Raw genomic sequence first — 18,024 nt, forward strand, 5'->3', positions numbered from 1 at the left:
AAGTGAAATTTATTGTAAAGAAATGGGAACAATAAAAACGGTAGAGTCGAAACTAGGGTGAGAATATGTCAAAATCGAGAGCCACTAACATTCCTAGATGGATTAAACGGACAGGGAGTAAAATCAACACCCTTTGTCGCACATTATTAAATTTTCGCCAGCTAAATTTTCAAGGTCGAAGTAAAACTCATCCAGTTCGACTTAAAACCAGAAGACCGAAAGATATTTTAACGGGAATTAGTAGAAATCTATTTTCGAGTAGTAAATACGGAAAAAGACGGCGTTTATGGTCAAAAGGCTTTATTTTGCCGACCATTACCATGATTTTGATGGTTTTTAGCCTAGTAGTCAGTTCTATTTTAGTCAGAACCGCACAGAACACCCAAGGAACGATAGGAAGTCGTCAATCACAAGTTTCTTATAATTTAGCCACTCCCGCCGTTGAGCGAGCCAAATCTAAAATCGAGTTTCTCTTTAAACGCGATTCTCGTTTTCCTAACGCTATTCCAACCGAAGAATATTTAGAACGATTGATGTGGAATAGACAAAATGATCCAGACGTGGCGTATTATACAAACGATGCGAATGTCTATGAGGATATCTATACACTCCCCCAAGAAACTCGTATCGACATTGACAAAGACAATAAACCTGATAACGCTTGGGTTTATGACACAGATATTGACGGAGATGGAGTCAATGAAACCGTTGTTTACTCGATTCTGATGAGGAATAGAAGAGATACAACGAATCTTAACAGTCCACTTAATACAAAAGCATCGAAGCAAGTCACGCGAAATGGGCCATTAACCCTATTAAACGGAATGAGTATCGCTAACTGTAGTATTCCAGGGGCACAAGGGGAAAAAGTAGAGGGATGGTATGCCATTAATACCGCTACAGTACGAAAAAACTTTCAGGTCAACGCTGTAGTCGTCAAAAAAGTAGAAGCCGGAAAAACGTCCGATCTCCGTAACGTTTCTAGTATTGAGTTTCAGCAAGATCGTCAAATGGACATGGGCAATAAATGGGGCGTTTGGTTTCGCTATGATTTAGAAGCCTATCCAGGACCTGACTTTAACTGGAATGGTGCAATGCACACCGACGGAAATATCATCTGGGGTGATACAAGTGGTGGTACAGGAATTAGTACATTTTTGATTAGTTCACCAAATTCCTGTTTATACACAGAAGACGCATCTGAGATCACCGTCGCGCAAAATGAAACAAAACAAGGACAAATTACCTTTCAAGGTCAAATAATGACGGGAAATCCGACTCCTGATAACTTTGAGGGAAAATCGGAAATCGATCTTTATCCTGGTGCGGGAGTAGCCCCATCTGGAAGTTATAAAGCAGTTGGACTAAACAAAAGCACCGACTCAGTAAAAGATAGTCTTCAAACAGGCTCACCTTATCAGTTTAGCCTCGATCCGATCACCGTTTTTACAGAAGATCGTTCCGTCTCTCGCTACACGGCTGATCCAACAAACGCATCAGTTCGATCGTCAAGCTGGACAGGAAGCTCAACTTACCTAGACCATCGTATGCGGAACAAACTGATCAGAAGACCCTATCTTGATGATCTCTATCGTGCCGACGATCGCTGGGGACCAAAACCCACTTATAACAATAAAATTAAAGTACCTTCGGCGGCGGCCTATGGTCAAGACATCAGTGGAACCTTTTCAGATGAATTAACCAAAGAAGAACCCCCTAGCGCTTTTCCTGATGAAGTCGGTTTAGATGGATACTGGGAACGACGCGCCAGAGTTGAAGGATTACGGTTAATTGTTGGACAACGTTTAGAGCTTGGTAATACTTTCGGATGGTTTGGAAATAATGATCCTCTTTATTTGCCAAACAGTACCACTTTAACCAATCTTGATCGGCAACGTCGTTCCCTCAGAGATAATCTCGCAGCCGTACAATCAACTCTCGTCTATCACTATCAAAACGATAAAGATTTTCCCGTTGCTACTATTGCAACAACCGTTCACCCCGGAACAACAAAAACAAGAGATCAAAGTCTGAGTTTTAGAAACTTACCCTACAAGTTCCAAAATACCAATTTTGATGCAGCAGAAATCGATCATGTAAATACCGATTTTCTAACTGGAGTTGGGACGAATGGATGGGAATTTAATCCACCAGGCAACGCGGCAGATCAGGCGGCTTTTGCGACTATGATTGAAAGTTCCACTAATCCTCTAAGAATTGCCCTCAATAATTTAGCTCTTTTTGCAGGTGATTCTCAAGGAGCCTTTCCACCCGTTAAAGAAACTTCGGGGAGTATTATTCATCCCAATCCAGACTATACGATGTGGGGGAATTTTTCCGAACTCAGAAGAGTTTTGCTCAATGCCAACGGTTCGCCAAAAACTATAACTTATAGTGATTTGAGTATAGCCGATCGCACCACTGTTCAAACAGCAGCCTCAACGCTCGGACTTCTCGCTTATAACTTAGATAACTTGAAAAAACAGTATGAAGGAATAACAAAGGACTCTGTCCTATATAAAATAGATTCAAGTAATTCTAAAATAATAATGAAGGCATTAGCAATCTTTTTTCAACAGTTGGTTGATGGAGATACCACTAACGGTGAAGTCAATAATTTAATCAGTCCTAAAGTTCCTTTTCCGAAAAATTATGATGCTTCAAAAGATGCAGCCACTTTTTATGGTCAATTCACGCCAGACCAATACATTGAAGCTTTTCAAAAGATGCCTTCATTTATAGCTTTAAAAACTTTACAACAAGAAGATGCAGATAAGTTGTTGGCTAGATCTCGTCTGCTTGCAACATATATTCAAGTAGAACGCGATCGCACACTTGGCTTTCAAAAAGGGTATATGGCTTCTCCTACTCTACTCGCAGCGAAAACTAACAAGACCTCTTGGGAAACCACTTTTACCAACTCTACAGATGATGGAAATGGTAAGTCAATCGTAAATCCTAAGCTTGTTGTTAATAGCACCAATATTAATGGTGTTGTTCTAAGTGATCCTCCTTTGAATATTATTTCCTCTGTTGGTAATGGACTAAACACCGCAGCAATAACAGGTACCACTCCTAATCAACAAGAAACATTTAACACAGTCTGTGACCCAGAAATATTTAACACGAAGCCTGATGGGACTAAGCTTTCCCTCTCAGATATCGATTTAGCTGGGCTATCAGTTGCTTTCTGTTCTAAAGCTATTACTCCTAAATATCCATCTTTGTACTTTATTTTCCCCAGATACAACCATAATTACTTAGGGTTCTTAGGAAATGATACAACAGAAAATGCCTTTGGGATTGGCGACAATCAGCCAAAGACAGGGGCTACAGGAGCTAACGGAGTGCCGGAAGAGTATATTGATGACGCTTATCTCGCTCTTGATCGTCCTTTAACTCGCACATTCAACATCTTAAGCGATACGAAAAATAATACGACAGATGCAGCAGGAGCCGATAATATTGATGATCTCGATAGCCTAGCCAAAATTGCACTTCAACCAAAAGCTTTAGATGGAACTTTATCTAACTGGAAACTACCAAGAAATATCAGTACAACTGACCCTAGCCCAACGGGAACCAGTAGCGATCGAGTAAACAAAATTGAGTTTTATCCGAATAATGTTAAAACTTTTGCTCGTATACCTTTCCTCGATACTGCATTTTATGATGGTCGTCAGTTAATGCAGGTTCGCGCTCTTAATGTCGATTTAAAAATGTTGAATAATAATTCAATTGGGACAGATACTTGGCTAACGAAAAGCGGTATTATTTATGCTTTCCGAGAAGATGCAGTACGTGAAGATGGCATTGCTCGTCCTGCTGGTGCGACTTTTGACAATTGTAATACCGAAACTGAAGTATTTAGCAGTAGTTGTCGGATGAAAGTAAATACAACAATATCACAAGATCCGCCCAACAACTCGACTACAGGAGTCAGCATTAAACCCGTTGATTACTATGCAGATCCGGCGCGTCGTCTCCATAGTTTCCGCCTAATCAATGGCTCAGATGTCAGTCGCACTGGCACTAAAATGGGTGTGTCTTTTATTAGTGATAATCCAGTCTATATTCAAGGAAATCTAAATCTTCACCAAACTAGCGGAGGAGCGCGCCTCGAAGAATTTACCCAAAAACTCACTTCTAACTGGGACAACTTTTATTCCCGAGACACTCTAGATACCAAATTTGCCAAAGAAGCAAACGATCGATGGCGACCAGTAGAAATTCTGGGAGATGCTTTAACCGTTCTCTCTAATAGCTTCTGTGATGGAACCGTAGAAGATGGATTCAGAAATGATAATGGGTCTTGTCCTTCAGGAACATCATCATACCGCAATAGTACCCTAGCCAAAAATGGCTTAACAACATGGCAACGCGAAAATCTAAAAGCAGCCGCAGATTCTTTAGATGCGCCAATACGCATTGATCGCAACGCCCAAATCGTGAAAAGTGATGGAACAGTTTTCACCGATTATCGAACTCTAGGTGATGACAAAACCCTTAATACAGTTGATCCTAATGAAGATATACGAACGAACGCCATCTTTATTAGTGGTTTAGTGCCTTCTCGTGCCAAGCAGTCTTATGGAGGATTACATAACTTCCCGCGCTATATCGAAAATTGGAGCGGTGAACCTCTTAATATTCTAGGTGCTTTTATCCAATTAAACTTTAGTACTTATGCGACTGGCCCTTGGGATCAAGAAGCTTGGGAACCTGGACAAAATCCTACAACAGGTGAAACCATCAGGTTTTATAGTCCGCCTAATCGTCGTTGGGGTTACGATGTCGCCTTGCAGTACAATCCTCCAGGTCCAGTAGCTGCTCGCTTTATTAGTGTTGGTAGTCCTCGCAACGAATTCTATCAACAATTAGCCGCCGATGATCCTTATACCAAACAGTTACGCTGTGCAACCGTTAACGGAGTAAAAATAGACACCAAAGCTACAGATTGTAACTAAAGGAAAACCTCCCCCAATCAAACCGGGGGAATTTCCTATTTATCTTTAATTAAATATTTTTAAAAAGTAACTGACTATGCCCAAATTAAATGACTATTACCGATTATTTAAAACTTCTGATCAAGGTTTTTCCATGATTGAAGTGATGGTTGGTTTTACGATCGCTTCTGCTGTACTAGCTGCAATGGCTCCCGTACTTCTCATTGCCATGAGTACACGTGTACAGAACTATCGAGCCGAACAAGCGATGCAACTAGCCCAAAGTGAAATTAACCGTGTTCAAACATTAATGACCCAAGGAGTACAACAAACTCAAGAAGGTAAAATCCCACCAGCAGCAGGAAACGGAGTAAAAGTTGCTCAAGTTGGTCCCCCAACTTCTTTAGTAACTGATCCAAATGCTTTAGACTCTCCAAGTAAAGCCTTAGCCGTCGATAATGACAACGATAGCAAGCCCGAATTTATAGTTCAAATGTTCCGAGACAACGGAGTAAGATTTACTTCTGGTAGTGCTGAAGGTGATTTAGCGATCTTTCAAATGGGTATTAGAGTTTATGCAGGTGTCGCTAAAGATAATCTAGGCTCTTTGCAAACTGAAACAGCTTCTCTGGGTTTGTCTAAAGGACCTGGAGAACAGAAAATTAAACCCTTAGCTGTTCTCTATACAGAAGTTAGCCGTAGTGATTTACAACTATCCTTACAAAGATACAAAAAATACTTAGATTAAGGCAAATAGTGATGTTTTATAAAAAAATATTGACAAAAAAAGCTAAACGTGCATTAGGATTTAGTCTGACTGAAATGTTGGTCGTCCTTGCTATCTCATCAATTTTGGTTTCTACTTTGCTGTACGTCATGGTGGATCTAATGAGTTCCAGTCAATCTGATCAAGCTCGTAACAGTACAAATGAAGAGATGAAACAAGCCTTAAACTATATGGCTACTGAGATGCGCGAGGCTGTTTATGTCTACACAGGTAAGGAGTTAGAACAAACCCGCACGGTAGATACTAGCACTTTAAACCCGGTGAAAAACTTTTTACCCAACTTTGGGACTAATACTCGTCCGATCGTTGCCTTTTGGAAAGTTGAAATCGTCCCCTATAGTGGTTCTACTAATACTCTTCCTGCTGATTGTACTTCTTTTACTGGAGGCAAGGTCAATGAATGTAAAACAATCAGAATTGAACAGCGTACCTACACTTTAGTCGTTTATCTTCAGTCTACGGATAACTCTAATAATAAATGGAAAGGTGACTCTCGGATTATGCGCTACCAACTCCGTAAATACAGTAATCCGACAACTTTAACGGTGACAACAGGTTATGTAGATCCCCAAGTTAATAGTACTTTTCAACAATGGCCATACGATATTGATTCAGTCTCTGCACAAGCATCATTACCAACTACTGACAGTACGAATCTCACCACTTTAGTTGATTTTGTCGCTTCCCCAACTTTTGTTAATTCATCAACCACCACTAACGACGATTTTAACTGTCCCATAACCCAAGAAAACGGTCAGTTTATTTATCAACCCTCACCCTACGGACCGGAACCAACTGGAACAAGTACAGTATATAAACCCACTAATGCTCGAAGCTTTTTTGCTTGTGTAAGAGATTCTAGTATCACTACGGTTGAAGGATTTAATCAAGATGTACTATTGTTTTTAATCGGCAACGCAAAAGGTAAACCAAGTGTTGATAAAGATCAAATGTTAGGAACGCTTCAAGTTCAATCGATTAGTCGGGGTGTTGTCAGAAAAACCGTTCCAGATTAAAGGAAAAAAAATATGAAAAAATATCAGCGATCGCGCCACTTTGACAAAGGTTTCACCCTAGTTGAATTGCTAGTCACCGTTATGATTATGGGAATACTAGCGGTTGTAGCTATGCCCAATTGGTTTAAATATATTAATGAACAAAGACTTAATGAAGCGACTGATGCTACCGAAACTCTGCTCCGAAACGCCCAAAATCGCGCTAAACAAGAAGCACAGAATTTTCGGGTAGATTTCCGCGTTAGTAACAACATTCCTCAAGCGAGTATGTATCGTACAGATAGCAGCGCGAGTAGCTGTTGGACGTATTTGGATAGCTTAGGCAATAAAAAAAGTCCTAGGGATGATTGCCTAAATCTTTCAGAAGCTAATCAGATAACCTTATCACTCATTCAAGGTAATAGCATTACTTTTAGTAATGATGGAAGTATTGCACCCAATAGCCCTCTTCAACCCAATGAAAACGTCACTCTAACAATTCCAAATTTATCTAATACTCCTTACAGATGTGTCAGAATCAAAACCATTTTAGGTTCTATGGATAAAGGAAAAGATAGCACCGAATGCCAGCAAAGTTAGCTTGATTTAACGTTAATTTGGGGATATTTTCTCTAAATTTGGTATAAAATTGGCTACGCCATAAATACCATGTAGAGACGAGATATATCGCGTCTGTAGGATTTATATACAAGGTTTGGTCACCAAACCTCTATTTTCTATTGTTCCTCAAATGTTTGAGAAATATCTGCTAAAAAATCTTGAATTCTTTGCCAAACTTGCTCGAATAAATCATTAGAATTGATATCAAACCATTCAATTTCAGGATAGGCTCTAAACCATGTTCTCTGACGTTTAGCAAATTGGCGAGTATGTAGTATCGTTAGTTCTTTCGCTTCAATTAACGATATTTCATTTTGTAAATATTGCTTTACTTCTGCATAACCTAATGTATCTAATAACGATAAATCCCATCCATATTTTTTACCTATATATTCCACTTCTTCAATAAGTCCAAGTTCGATCATTTTTTCGGTTCTAAATTCAATTCTTTTTTGTAAATGTTCAGGATCGCATTCTAAACCAATTTGCAAAATCGGATAATTAGGAGGATATTCTCCTTGTTGCTCAGAAATCGTTTTCCCTGTAACATAATAAACTTCTAAGGCTCTTAGGGTTCTAATTTGATCATTTGGATGAATTTTTTTTGTAGCAATGGGATCAACTTGAGATAAAAAAGCATAAAGTTGATTTTGTCCTAAAGTTTGTAATTGCGATCGCAACTCTTCATTAGGCGAAACTCTCGGTATTTTTAATCCTTTTGTAATCGATTTTATATATAATCCTGTACCTCCAACTAATAGTAAAGGTAATTTATTTAACTGAGGAGAATTAATTAAGTATTGAGATTTTTCTTGATAATCAGCTAAAGTTAATGTTTCCGTCGGATGACAAATATCAATTAAATAATGAGGGACTAATTGTTGTTCTTCTTTGGATGGTTTAGCCGTACCAATATCAAATTCCTGATAAACTAGACGAGAATCTGCACTTAAAATAACTGTATTTAATTTCTGTGCTAATTCTATCGCTAATCCCGATTTTCCTGTAGCAGTTGCCCCGCAAATAACAATTAAAATAGGTAACATAAATATTCTAAATATATCATTTCTCAAATTAATTAAATACACTTTTTGGGTTGGGATACCAAACCCCTACAAATTATACTATTTTTCAAAAATTGTAGAGACGCGCCATGGCGCGTCTCTACCTGCATGAATGATTGAAAAATGATATTAAACAAATTAATCAAATTATAATTATAATTCTTTTTTAAGATATTTTAAATTTTTTATTTAATTTCATAAGGGAAAATAATCGAAAAAATACTACCTTGATTCAATTTAGAATAAATCGAAACTGTACCCCCCATTCCTTCAACAAAAGTTTTAACAATCGAAAGACCTAAACCACTACCACCGGTTGTACGACTCCGAACTTCATCTACTCGATAAAACCGCTCAAAAATCCTGACTTGCTGTTGTAAAGGAATCCCCATACCTTGATCGCAAACTTGAATAATAATTTGCTCTTTTTCGTGTAGTAAACGTAGAGTAATTGGTGTATCAGGTTCAGAATATTTGATGGCATTATCAATTAAATTGATTAAAACTTGTTTGAGGCGATTTTCATCAACTGTAAGCATAATTGTTGCTTCAAGAAGCTCAAGTAAACAAAGACGATCGCTATATTTTTTAGTCATCTCAACCACTTCAGTTAATAAATTATTGAGATTAACTAAATCCAAATAAAAGTGCATTCTACCACTATCTGCTCTTTCTAAATCGAGTAAATCTTGTAAAAGTTGTATCGTGCGATTCGCTTCAGATGTAGCAACTTCGATCGCTTCCCTTTGAGATGGCGTTAAATTATCACCGCGACGCAATAAACTTTGTAAATATCCAGAAACAATCGTTAAAGGAGTGCGTAACTCATGGGAAACATTACTAACTAATTGTTGTTGCTGATCCCAAGATTGAGAAAGACGAAATAACATTTGTTCATAAGTTTGTACCAGTTGTTTGATCTCACTAGGAGCATTTTCTAACTGTATATGAGCATCCTTTAATTTTTCAACAGAAATACTTTGGGTTATTTCACTAATTCGATGGAGTGGTTGTAAAGATTTTCTCACATACCATGCGATCGCACCTAACATCACACCAATTGCTAATAAACTAGATAGAATAAGACTTTTCGTCAAATCGAGAAACATCGTTTGTTCACTCGTAATATTATGAGCAATATACAATTGTCCATAAAGCTTTTTTTGAGTAATCAAAGGATTAGCAGACAATAGCCAATAATTGCCATTAATTTCTTGTAAACTGGGTTGGGGAACAACTTGAGTCAAAAGTGTTAATTTTTTTCCTTTACTATCCATCATCTCAGTTTGAGATTGAGCGACGATTTGACCCGCCGAATTTTTGACCCATAATAGAGTATTATTATTAGTAAGATTATCAATACTTTTTTGAATTCCTGTTTCTAGCGACACCATATCGCTGTAGATTTCTACATCGCGGGGAAAACGGTTAGCAATGACTTCAAGGTTTTGTTTATGAGTTTCAACTAATAAATGTTGGATTTGCCAACTCATCCAGGTTACAACACTCCCCAACGCCATTGTAGAAACTGTGGCGACTCCTGCAATTAAACGAACTTGTAAAGAATGAGGATCAATTTTTGGCCAAAGTTTCACCATAGGAGGAGTGCCAAGAGCTTAAAATTTTACAATTAGAATAATAATATTAATCATTGTGACGAATTAATCTAATTTTTAGATGATAGCTTCTTAAATTCTTGCTGAGAAAAAACTATGTTTTGGTACGATGGTCAGTTAATCGAAAAAGATGAACTTACTTTAAGTATTCATCATCCCAGTTTACTCTATGGTGCAATGGTATTTACAACCATGCGAGTTTATGAACAATCCTTAGAACATCCTTTAACGCATTGGCAGGAACATGGCGATCGCATAAATTCTAGTTTACAAGCTTTTGGCTGGCCGTCGCCCAATTGGTCACAAATTCGTCAAGAAGTTGAAACATTATTACCCAGTTATCCAGTAATTCGGATCGCTATTTTTCCAGATGGGACAGAATGGATTATAGGACGTACTTTACCCAATGATTTATCTACACGACAGCAAAAAGGGATTATCGGATGGGTAGCACAAGATCCATTATTTGAGCGCTCATTAAGTCATCATAAAACAGCTAATTATTTAGGTGCGTGGTTAGCTTCCAATCGAGCGCAACATTTCGGCGCAAAAGAGGCGATATTGGTAGATACTGAGGGATTATGGCTCGAAACCAGTACGGGTAATCTATGGGGTTGGACTAAAGGATGTTGGTATACACCCGATCTCAAAAAGGGACTTTTACCTGGTATTGCTCGCTCTAAATTGCTCAACTGGTTAAAATTACAAAATATTCCCGTACAACAAAATCAGTGGACATCTCAATTTATCAAAGAATTGGATGTCGTTGCTTATAGTAATAGTGTCATGGAAATCATTCCCTTTATGCAAATTTGGGATCAAGGCGTTAAATGGGTTTATTCACCCACTCATTCCGTTTTAGAACAATTACGGAGTTATTTTCAACAAAAAAGTTAAATTTAGGGTTTTTAGGGTTTGATGGATGAGTAGGATTGAACAAACGTACTGTTAATTTTAAGGTGATGTAATGATGTAGGGTATGGCGATCCAAATCCAGTAATATACAGGCTTTAGCGACCATATCGGGATAAAAAGAGGGTTTGGTGACCAAACCCCTACAATCTACGTTTAAACCGCTTATCGATTCAATTTACGCTGACGTTGAATGAAAGATGTAATACCTAAAACAGTTCCCAAACTAATGAGACTAACTGCTGAAGAAGGTTCAGGAACAGCAGTAAAAGCCGCTTTCTGTGTTTTGTAGATATGAGTTTGATCGACTAAACCAGGAATACCAGGAACATTCTGACCGTAAGCTTGATAGCCTTGTCCAACCGAGTTTAGTAGCACTTCTGAGCCTTCCCCTTGGAAATACACGGGTACAGGACGATTGGAGTGACTACCCCAACCATATTTTACAGTTGAATCAGAACCCCAATAATGACCCGCTAGTGCAGGATCTTGGGCATTGGTTAAAGCTTCGGCACCATATGTTCGCAACAGTTCGGGAAAATCAGAATTAAGGGTTAGATAATGATCATGATCGGCCGTAACAATTAATTGATTTTCTTCCCATCCTCCATTATTTTCGATCCAAGTAATAACAGATTGAACCGTGTTATCAAAATCAAACATTGTACCTAATAAATTATCTAGGTTATTGTCGTGGGCTGACCAGTCAATATCACCGCCTTCTACCATTAGCCAAAAACCATCTTGATCTTTCTCTAAAACCGTTAAAGCAGCTTCCGTTAATTCTTTCAAGGTCGGATTTTCATTAACTTCTCTAGCGATAAACTGCGCGTCCGTTTCTCCAGGTAATAAAGGTCGAGTCAGATCTGGATTAAGTCCACCTGTACTAAACCGAGAAAACATACTCAAACCCGTTGTACTGTAGTCACCATCAGCAGAACTAACCGGTAAGTTTCCTTCTTGTCCTCTTGCACCATATAATCCTAATAAACGTTCGCCGTTATTGGGATCGAGCATCGCTGCTGCTGCTAAAAGTTCGGATGCTGCATCGGTTCCCCGTTCTAAAAAGGTGTAGCCATAAAGATTATTATTAGGATTGTTACTCAGTTCGTCATAAGTAGACTCTTTGATATAAGTGTAGTCTGTGCCTTCAACTCCACCGGGTAAAGGCATTGTACTCGCACCCGATAGAGGATGTCCACCCCCTAACATAACGGTTGGCTGATACTTGCGTAGCTCTTGTTGTAGAATATTGTCGAGCATTGGATAATCACCATCATATTTGTTGCGATTATTCACGTTTGCGGCTGCAGCCCCTGGAGTCGCGTGATCAATGGGAACGGAAGTCACTAAACCCGTCGATTTTCCTAGATCAGAAGCTTGCGCTAAAATGGTCTGAAGCGGTGTTTCAAAAATATCAACGCCGATCGCCGCGTTGTAAGTTTTAACTCCTGTGTAAAGTGTTGTCGCTGTATTGGCTGAATCTGGATAGCTAGATTTAATGTATTCTTTGTCAAAGCCAGATGGAACATTACCACCATAGTAAGCGGCATCCCAAGGAGTAGCACCCCCTCTGACGGGATCGTAACCGACTAAGTTACCCACAGCAAATGGGTTAGGGTTTGTTGCACCCCCAGATAATGTCGTACCTGGGTTAAAAGTCGGAGTGAAGGTAAAACCAGGTAAAATCGGACTTGCACCAGTGAGAGGATTAGATTTATCGAGTGCTGAGTTACTTGTATTAAAAATACCATTAGCTGGCGCGATCGTTGTACCGTAAGTCGTCGCTAGAGCATAGTTATTGAGGGTTTGAAAACTTAATCCCGAACCTTGGCCAGATGTATAATAATCTGAAAGAGTATTGCCTGTCGCCCCTTGCTGAATTTGACGGGCGATCGCTGCTGTACGCGACATTTCCCACCCCATCCCATCACCGATCATCACGATGACATTTTTAGTTGTTGTGATCGAACCTGCTTGCACAATTTCAGGTGTATTGAGCGCACTAACTATACCGATTGTTAACAGAACAATCGTTAAATTATTGTTAATTTTACAAGTATTCATCGAGACTTTTTGGGTTAATTAATGGCCATGAACACCTTATCAATACCGGTTTAAGAACAAACTATAAACTTTTTAAGGAAACTGAAAGCTTTTGATAATGATTATTATTCCTTTTTTAATTAGTTATAAAATAATCATGATTTTAGATTAAATATTTGTGTCATATTTTCGTTTTTTGGTAAATATGTGCTTTAGTCGGCTACTGTAGTAAAAATATTTCGGAAGGTGTAGTTATAAAATTTGGCTATTTGATAAAATTCTAGTTTTACGAGCAAAATAATAAAAACATTGATCAGCGATAACTTACAATACTCTTAAATTTAACGAGGCAAAGATATACTTAAGATAATAAAATTACTGTTTTTTAGCACTCAATCAATGATTAAATGATGCTTCCATTATCAATCCTCTATTTCATTACAGGATTTACCGCTCTACTGTATCAAGTAGTCTGGCAAAGAATGTTAGGATTATTTTCGGGATCTGATGTTCGTTCAGTAACAATTGTCATCGCGTCATATCTTTTAGGATTAGGAATAGGTAGTTTAATCGGTGGTTTTATGAGCGATCGCTTAAATCACCGTCAAGCAATTCAACTTTATGGTTTTTGTAATTTAGGTATTGGTATTTTTGCGATTTTTAGTCGTTTTTTATTTTATGATTTACTATTTCTGCAATTTCAATCTTTAGCTCAATCTACAGCCATCATTCTATTAGTTGTTTTCATTAGTTTACTTTTTCCCACTATCCTAATGGGTTTTTCGCTTCCTTTAATTTCTAAAGCAATTAGTCGTCAAGCGCATCAAGCAGCACCTAGAATTAGTTTATTTTATGGTATTAATACCCTTGGTTCGGGTTTGGGTGCGTTACTTTCGGGATGGTATATCATCGGAACAATTGGCTATGAGAAAACGATTTATTTTGGGGCTATTTTAAGTATTTTAGTCGGTTTTTTAGCTTTAATCTTCGCTTTTAAGTTTGAGTCTCATCAAAGCTTACAAAATTTAAAATTTCCATTAAACTCATTGAGATCTTCTTTAGTCATACAATGGTGTGTATTCGTTTTTTTATCGGGTTTTGCGGCTATTTCTTTAGAAATTATCTGGTTTAGATTATTAGATACCATCTTACAATCAATTTCTTATACTTATGCTCATTTACTAGCATTTATTTTAATCGGGAATGCGATCGGAAGTATCATCGGATCATCTTGTATTCGTTTGATACGTCATCCGCGATCGTTCTTTTTTATCCTCATGGGAAGTGTGATCATTTACTCGGTGATGAGCATTTGGTTAGTAAGTATATACTGGCAATCTCATCCAACTGATTTACAAGTCGATATCGGATATATTGATCCGCAAAAAATTGATACTACTTTATTTTTCAAATATCTTGTTTTACCTTTTATTATCTTAGTTCCACCGAGTTTCTTTTTGGGTTTTTATTTTCCATTAGTACAAAAAGCAGTTCAAACCGACGATCAACAAATTGGACAACGCGTCGGACTAATTCAAGTTGCTAATATTCTTGGTAATACAACCGGAAGTCTTGTCACAGGTTTATGGTTTTTAGATATTTTAGGAACTGCGGGATCTCTAAGATTTCTTCTTGTTCTGGGTTTGGTTTTCTTATTACTGAGTTCCTTTAAATTACGATCGCTTAAGTATTTTGGTCTAGTTATTCTGATTCTAATTACCGTTTTTTTCCCAAATAATACCCATTTATGGTCAGCATTACACGGTATTCCACGAGAGCAATATTTTATTGCAAGAGAAGACGCGACGGGTGTAGCGGGTGTCACTGAAGCGAATGGAAAGGGTACTTTACTCGCAAGTGGTCAAGCACAAGCAGGGTTTCCTTATATGATAGTGCATGGGCTACTCGGCAGTATACCCGCTTTAATTCATCCTCATCCATCTCGGATTATGATTATTGGGTTGGGATCAGGGGGAACCGCACATACAGCAGGAGTCAACCCCTTGACACGACAAATTCAAGTGATCGAGTTACTCGGTGCTGAGTTGAAAGTCTTAGATGAATATGCTAAAACCCCTATAGGTCGTCCTTTGCATTTTTTATTTAACGATTATCGATATGAATTTATTGTTGGTGATGGACGGCAAGAATTAGCTAAGACGGATCAGCAATTTGATATTATTGAAGCAGATGCGATCTATCCTTGGCGATCGCGTGCTGGAATGCTTTACTCATCAGAGTTTTTCAATGAAGTTCTTTCACATCTTGCACCTGGTGGGATATTCGTTGAATGGAATGTGGGATGGGGGACAACACAAACATTTCAAAGCGTGTTTCCTTATGTTATTCAGTTAACGATGAATGAAAACTTGTCGGTTTTAATCGGTAGCGTTCATGAAGTATATTTTAATCGAGAAGCGTTATTAACTAAGTTAGCTGATCCAGATGTAATAGAGTTTTTAAATAATGCGGGTGTTGAAGTGGAACAAATTCGCCATAATGTGAAAACTGCTAAAGTTGAATATTATTCTCAGAGTAAGAATGGAAAACCATCACCGATTAATACTGATTTATTTCCCCGTTCAGAATATTATCTCAATCAACCTTTTTGAGTGGAGTTAGATAAGGGAGTTTTTGTATCGATATATTCTCGCCAACGTTTTATTTTATCATCAACAAAATCAATGACGATCGCATCATCGGCGGGACTTTTTTGACCTGTAACTTTTGCTGTATCTTCCCAATACCATTCTACAACGGCCTGATTTCCTTCAATAATAATACGGTGAATTTCAATCTTGACACTTGATGTATTATTAGCAAAATCCGCAGCCGCTTGTTTAATTGCTTGTTGTCCTTTCCATCGATTCCCTGGTACAATAAATTCGCCATCTGAGGTAAATAATGCGGCAAAACTTTCAGCATTTCCATTAATCCAAGAGTCTTTTGCTTGTTCGATGAGCGAACGGATTAATACTGGAGATATTATATTACTCATAATAACTGGATCGGGTGTTGTTATCGCTTTTTCTATATTAATAACAATAACAGAAATCCCACCAAGGATAAGGATCATAATTTTATTATATTTAACTTTTTTATTCTTTTTCCACATGACACTTAAAATAACGAGGTAAAAAATGACTTGATTGCTCTAAAATTTTACACTTTTTTTTAAACATTACATAATCATAATATGATATTAAACCAATATTATTATAATTCTGACGTTTAATACAGTGCTTAGGTACTTAGAAGAGAGATAATTAAATTCAAGCGTTTTTAGAGCCAAACAATCAAAAAATAAATAATCAAAGACAATACACAAGTGACGAATAAAACGTTTAGTTTTGAAGAAATATTAGAAATTTGAGTATAACCATTTTTCAAACTATAACCGAGATAAAATAAAAGAATGAAAGTCAAAGATAATAAAATGGCTTCGGGTAAATTATTATTACTTAAATTCACATAAAATATGAGAGAAATTAATAAACTAGCAAAACCTCCTAAAAAAATATCACCGACTAAATAGCCATAACTTTTCGTTAAACGTCTACCTAAACCAGAAGATAGAGAAATTGAGATAAAAGGCAATAATCCAAGGATAATTTCATAAAATAAAAGCAATTTATGACTTATAGTCCACAGCCATACAGCGATTAAACCGTAAATTATTCCAATTAGTAAAGCTTGGATTTTGTCCAAACTCATAAAAGCTAGCAATAAACCTTCTTGAGGATGTTTTAAAATTAACCATGATGCTAAAATAAATTTTAAAAATAGACCAAAAGTGTTATCTATAATATTTGTCAGCCATTGTAGTTTGCTGTTTTGCTTTTTTTGGGTTAAATCATAAATTTTTTGTTTTATTACAGAAATATTTTGAGCTTCTCTATTTTTTCTATAAAGACTAATCGCCATTTTAAAATTATTAATTGCTTGAGAGTAATTGGCTAATTCTTCATACGCATAACCTCGCTTTTGATAAAATTGTGGCATTTTATTATCGATTTTAATAGCTTTATTATAAGCATCAATAGCAGATTGAGTATAACCTAATCTTTGACGAGATAAGCCTAAAAAATAATAAGCTTGTGAAGAATTGGGGTTAAGTCTCAAAACAGTTTGGCAATCTTCTAAAACAGAATTATCTTTAAATAATTGATAATACGCTTCTGCTCTTTTAAGATATACTTCCCAAAAATTAGGATTATTTTGAATCACTTTATTATAATCTTCTATAGCACTTTCATATTCTTTATTTTGGGTTTTGCGGATACCACGATGATAAAAGTCTTGTTGATTAAAATGATTGGTTTCTTCTAAATCATTTTGCACAAATTGAAGATTAATTTCTTGATCGTATTTTTGGCGTTGCTGAGGATCGTTTAAAACTTCATAGGCTTGATATAATTTTTTAAATTGTTCAGTTGCCGTCGGTTGATTAGGATGTAAATCAGGATGATATTGACGGGCTAAACGACGAAATGCTATTTTAATCTCTTGTAATGTGGCATTTTGAGAAACTTGCAGAATTTCATAATAATTTTGAGAATTAGCCATCGATTTCAGTTATGCTCATTAAAAGATTCAGCAATTTAGGTTAAATGATTTAATCATTTCGCTATGAAACCAAAATTTAAAACGCTTCTGGCGTGGGAACAAGCCCAAGTATTAATGCAACCCGCTTTTATTAGAGTAATCGATAATATTCGTAAAGAATTAGAAAATACAACTTGGCAAGGAACTTATCAAGAAATTCAATACCCTTATCCTGGATATAAATTATTTTTAACTAAAAATAATCAATCAGTCATCGTGGATATTTGGGATCTATGTTATCAAGTTTGTTTTCTGAATTACAATTGTACTGAAAGTCCAGAAGAAAATTTAGATCTTAGCCAAGACGTTGAAATTGATACATTTTTACTAGATGAAACGGAAAATGTAGACTGGCAAGGTTTAGAAACTAAAGCACAACACGTTGTTAAAAAGGTTTTTGCAAGTTTACCAGCAATTTAATCGCCAAACCCT

At 37.0% G+C, this 18,024-nt stretch carries 12 protein-coding genes; 7 read left to right on the top strand and 5 right to left on the bottom strand.

Annotated features, from left to right (window positions below):
* Positions 1-65: 65 nt before the first annotated feature.
* The 4 genes from hpsA to C7H19_RS00135 all read left to right on the top strand — a co-directional run bounded on the left by hpsA (position 66) and on the right by C7H19_RS00135 (position 7,328).
* Entirely contained in the window at positions 66-4,967 is a 4,902-nt protein-coding gene (gene hpsA, locus C7H19_RS00120) for a hormogonium polysaccharide biosynthesis protein HpsA (RefSeq protein ID WP_106454855.1), read from the top strand.
* A 76-nt stretch (positions 4,968-5,043) separates the two neighbouring features.
* The gene (locus C7H19_RS00125; protein WP_106454856.1) at positions 5,044-5,694 is read left to right on the top strand and encodes a prepilin-type N-terminal cleavage/methylation domain-containing protein; all 651 of its coding nucleotides are present in this window, start codon (positions 5,044-5,046) and stop codon (positions 5,692-5,694) included.
* A gap of 11 nt (positions 5,695-5,705) precedes the next feature.
* Positions 5,706-6,749 (top strand): PulJ/GspJ family protein, encoded by a 1,044-nt coding sequence (locus tag C7H19_RS00130; RefSeq protein WP_106454857.1) that lies wholly within the window; start codon positions 5,706-5,708, stop codon positions 6,747-6,749.
* 12 nt (positions 6,750-6,761) lie between these two features.
* Entirely contained in the window at positions 6,762-7,328 is a 567-nt protein-coding gene (locus C7H19_RS00135; RefSeq protein ID WP_106454858.1) for a type II secretion system protein, read from the top strand.
* A gap of 137 nt (positions 7,329-7,465) precedes the next feature.
* On the opposite strand, the gene miaA is transcribed toward C7H19_RS00135, so the two are convergent.
* Entirely contained in the window at positions 7,466-8,395 is a 930-nt protein-coding gene (gene miaA / locus C7H19_RS00140; protein ID WP_106454859.1) for a tRNA (adenosine(37)-N6)-dimethylallyltransferase MiaA, read from the bottom strand.
* A 203-nt stretch (positions 8,396-8,598) separates the two neighbouring features.
* Positions 8,599-10,011, bottom strand: a complete 1,413-nt coding sequence (locus C7H19_RS00145) for a sensor histidine kinase (RefSeq protein ID WP_106454860.1) — start codon at positions 10,009-10,011, stop codon at positions 8,599-8,601.
* Between the two features lie 114 nt (positions 10,012-10,125).
* Here C7H19_RS00145 and C7H19_RS00150 point away from each other — a divergent pair, with 114 nt between their 5' ends.
* Positions 10,126-10,926: an aminotransferase class IV gene (locus C7H19_RS00150; RefSeq protein ID WP_106454861.1), complete on the top strand. Its 801-nt coding sequence runs from the start codon at positions 10,126-10,128 to the stop codon at positions 10,924-10,926.
* A gap of 180 nt (positions 10,927-11,106) precedes the next feature.
* Here C7H19_RS00150 and C7H19_RS00155 read toward each other — a convergent pair whose 3' ends face one another.
* Entirely contained in the window at positions 11,107-13,008 is a 1,902-nt protein-coding gene (locus C7H19_RS00155; RefSeq protein ID WP_106454862.1) for an alkaline phosphatase, read from the bottom strand.
* A gap of 386 nt (positions 13,009-13,394) precedes the next feature.
* Between C7H19_RS00155 and C7H19_RS00160 the strand changes: the two genes are divergently transcribed.
* Positions 13,395-15,599, top strand: coding sequence for a fused MFS/spermidine synthase (locus C7H19_RS00160; protein ID WP_106454863.1), 2,205 nt, complete (start codon positions 13,395-13,397; stop codon positions 15,597-15,599).
* On the opposite strand, the gene C7H19_RS00165 is transcribed toward C7H19_RS00160, so the two are convergent.
* The gene (locus tag C7H19_RS00165) at positions 15,587-16,063 is read right to left on the bottom strand and encodes a nuclear transport factor 2 family protein (RefSeq protein ID WP_245927185.1); all 477 of its coding nucleotides are present in this window, start codon (positions 16,061-16,063) and stop codon (positions 15,587-15,589) included. The genes C7H19_RS00160 and C7H19_RS00165 overlap by 13 nt on opposite strands.
* Positions 16,064-16,269: 206 nt before the next feature.
* Complete coding sequence (locus tag C7H19_RS00170; protein WP_106454865.1) at positions 16,270-17,553, bottom strand: J domain-containing protein; 1,284 nt, start codon at positions 17,551-17,553, stop codon at positions 16,270-16,272.
* Positions 17,554-17,616: 63 nt separating this feature from the next.
* Here C7H19_RS00170 and C7H19_RS00175 point away from each other — a divergent pair, with 63 nt between their 5' ends.
* Positions 17,617-18,012 carry a hypothetical protein gene (locus tag C7H19_RS00175; RefSeq protein ID WP_106454866.1) on the top strand — a complete coding sequence of 132 codons (396 nt, stop codon included), beginning with the start codon at positions 17,617-17,619 and terminating at the stop codon, positions 18,010-18,012.
* The last annotated feature ends 12 nt before the right edge of the window (positions 18,013-18,024 follow it).

The sequence above is a fragment of the Aphanothece hegewaldii CCALA 016 genome (assembly GCF_003007785.1).
Classification (GTDB): Bacteria; Cyanobacteriota; Cyanobacteriia; order Cyanobacteriales; family Microcystaceae; genus Chroococcus; species Chroococcus hegewaldii.

What these genes read in the sequence shown, in the direction of transcription:
- hpsA (WP_106454855.1), top strand. Translation starts at nt 66, where the DNA reads ATGTCAAAATCGAGAGCCACTAACATTCCTAGATGGATTAAACGGACA.
- C7H19_RS00125 (WP_106454856.1), top strand. Translation starts at nt 5,044, where the DNA reads ATGCCCAAATTAAATGACTATTACCGATTATTTAAAACTTCTGATCAA.
- C7H19_RS00130 (WP_106454857.1), top strand. Translation starts at nt 5,706, where the DNA reads ATGTTTTATAAAAAAATATTGACAAAAAAAGCTAAACGTGCATTAGGA.
- C7H19_RS00135 (WP_106454858.1), top strand. Translation starts at nt 6,762, where the DNA reads ATGAAAAAATATCAGCGATCGCGCCACTTTGACAAAGGTTTCACCCTA.
- miaA (WP_106454859.1), bottom strand. Translation starts at nt 8,395, where the DNA reads ATGTTACCTATTTTAATTGTTATTTGCGGGGCAACTGCTACAGGAAAA.
- C7H19_RS00145 (WP_106454860.1), bottom strand. Translation starts at nt 10,011, where the DNA reads ATGGTGAAACTTTGGCCAAAAATTGATCCTCATTCTTTACAAGTTCGT.
- C7H19_RS00150 (WP_106454861.1), top strand. Translation starts at nt 10,126, where the DNA reads ATGTTTTGGTACGATGGTCAGTTAATCGAAAAAGATGAACTTACTTTA.
- C7H19_RS00155 (WP_106454862.1), bottom strand. Translation starts at nt 13,008, where the DNA reads ATGAATACTTGTAAAATTAACAATAATTTAACGATTGTTCTGTTAACA.
- C7H19_RS00160 (WP_106454863.1), top strand. Translation starts at nt 13,395, where the DNA reads ATGATGCTTCCATTATCAATCCTCTATTTCATTACAGGATTTACCGCT.
- C7H19_RS00165 (WP_245927185.1), bottom strand. Translation starts at nt 16,063, where the DNA reads ATGATCCTTATCCTTGGTGGGATTTCTGTTATTGTTATTAATATAGAA.
- C7H19_RS00170 (WP_106454865.1), bottom strand. Translation starts at nt 17,553, where the DNA reads ATGGCTAATTCTCAAAATTATTATGAAATTCTGCAAGTTTCTCAAAAT.
- C7H19_RS00175 (WP_106454866.1), top strand. Translation starts at nt 17,617, where the DNA reads ATGAAACCAAAATTTAAAACGCTTCTGGCGTGGGAACAAGCCCAAGTA.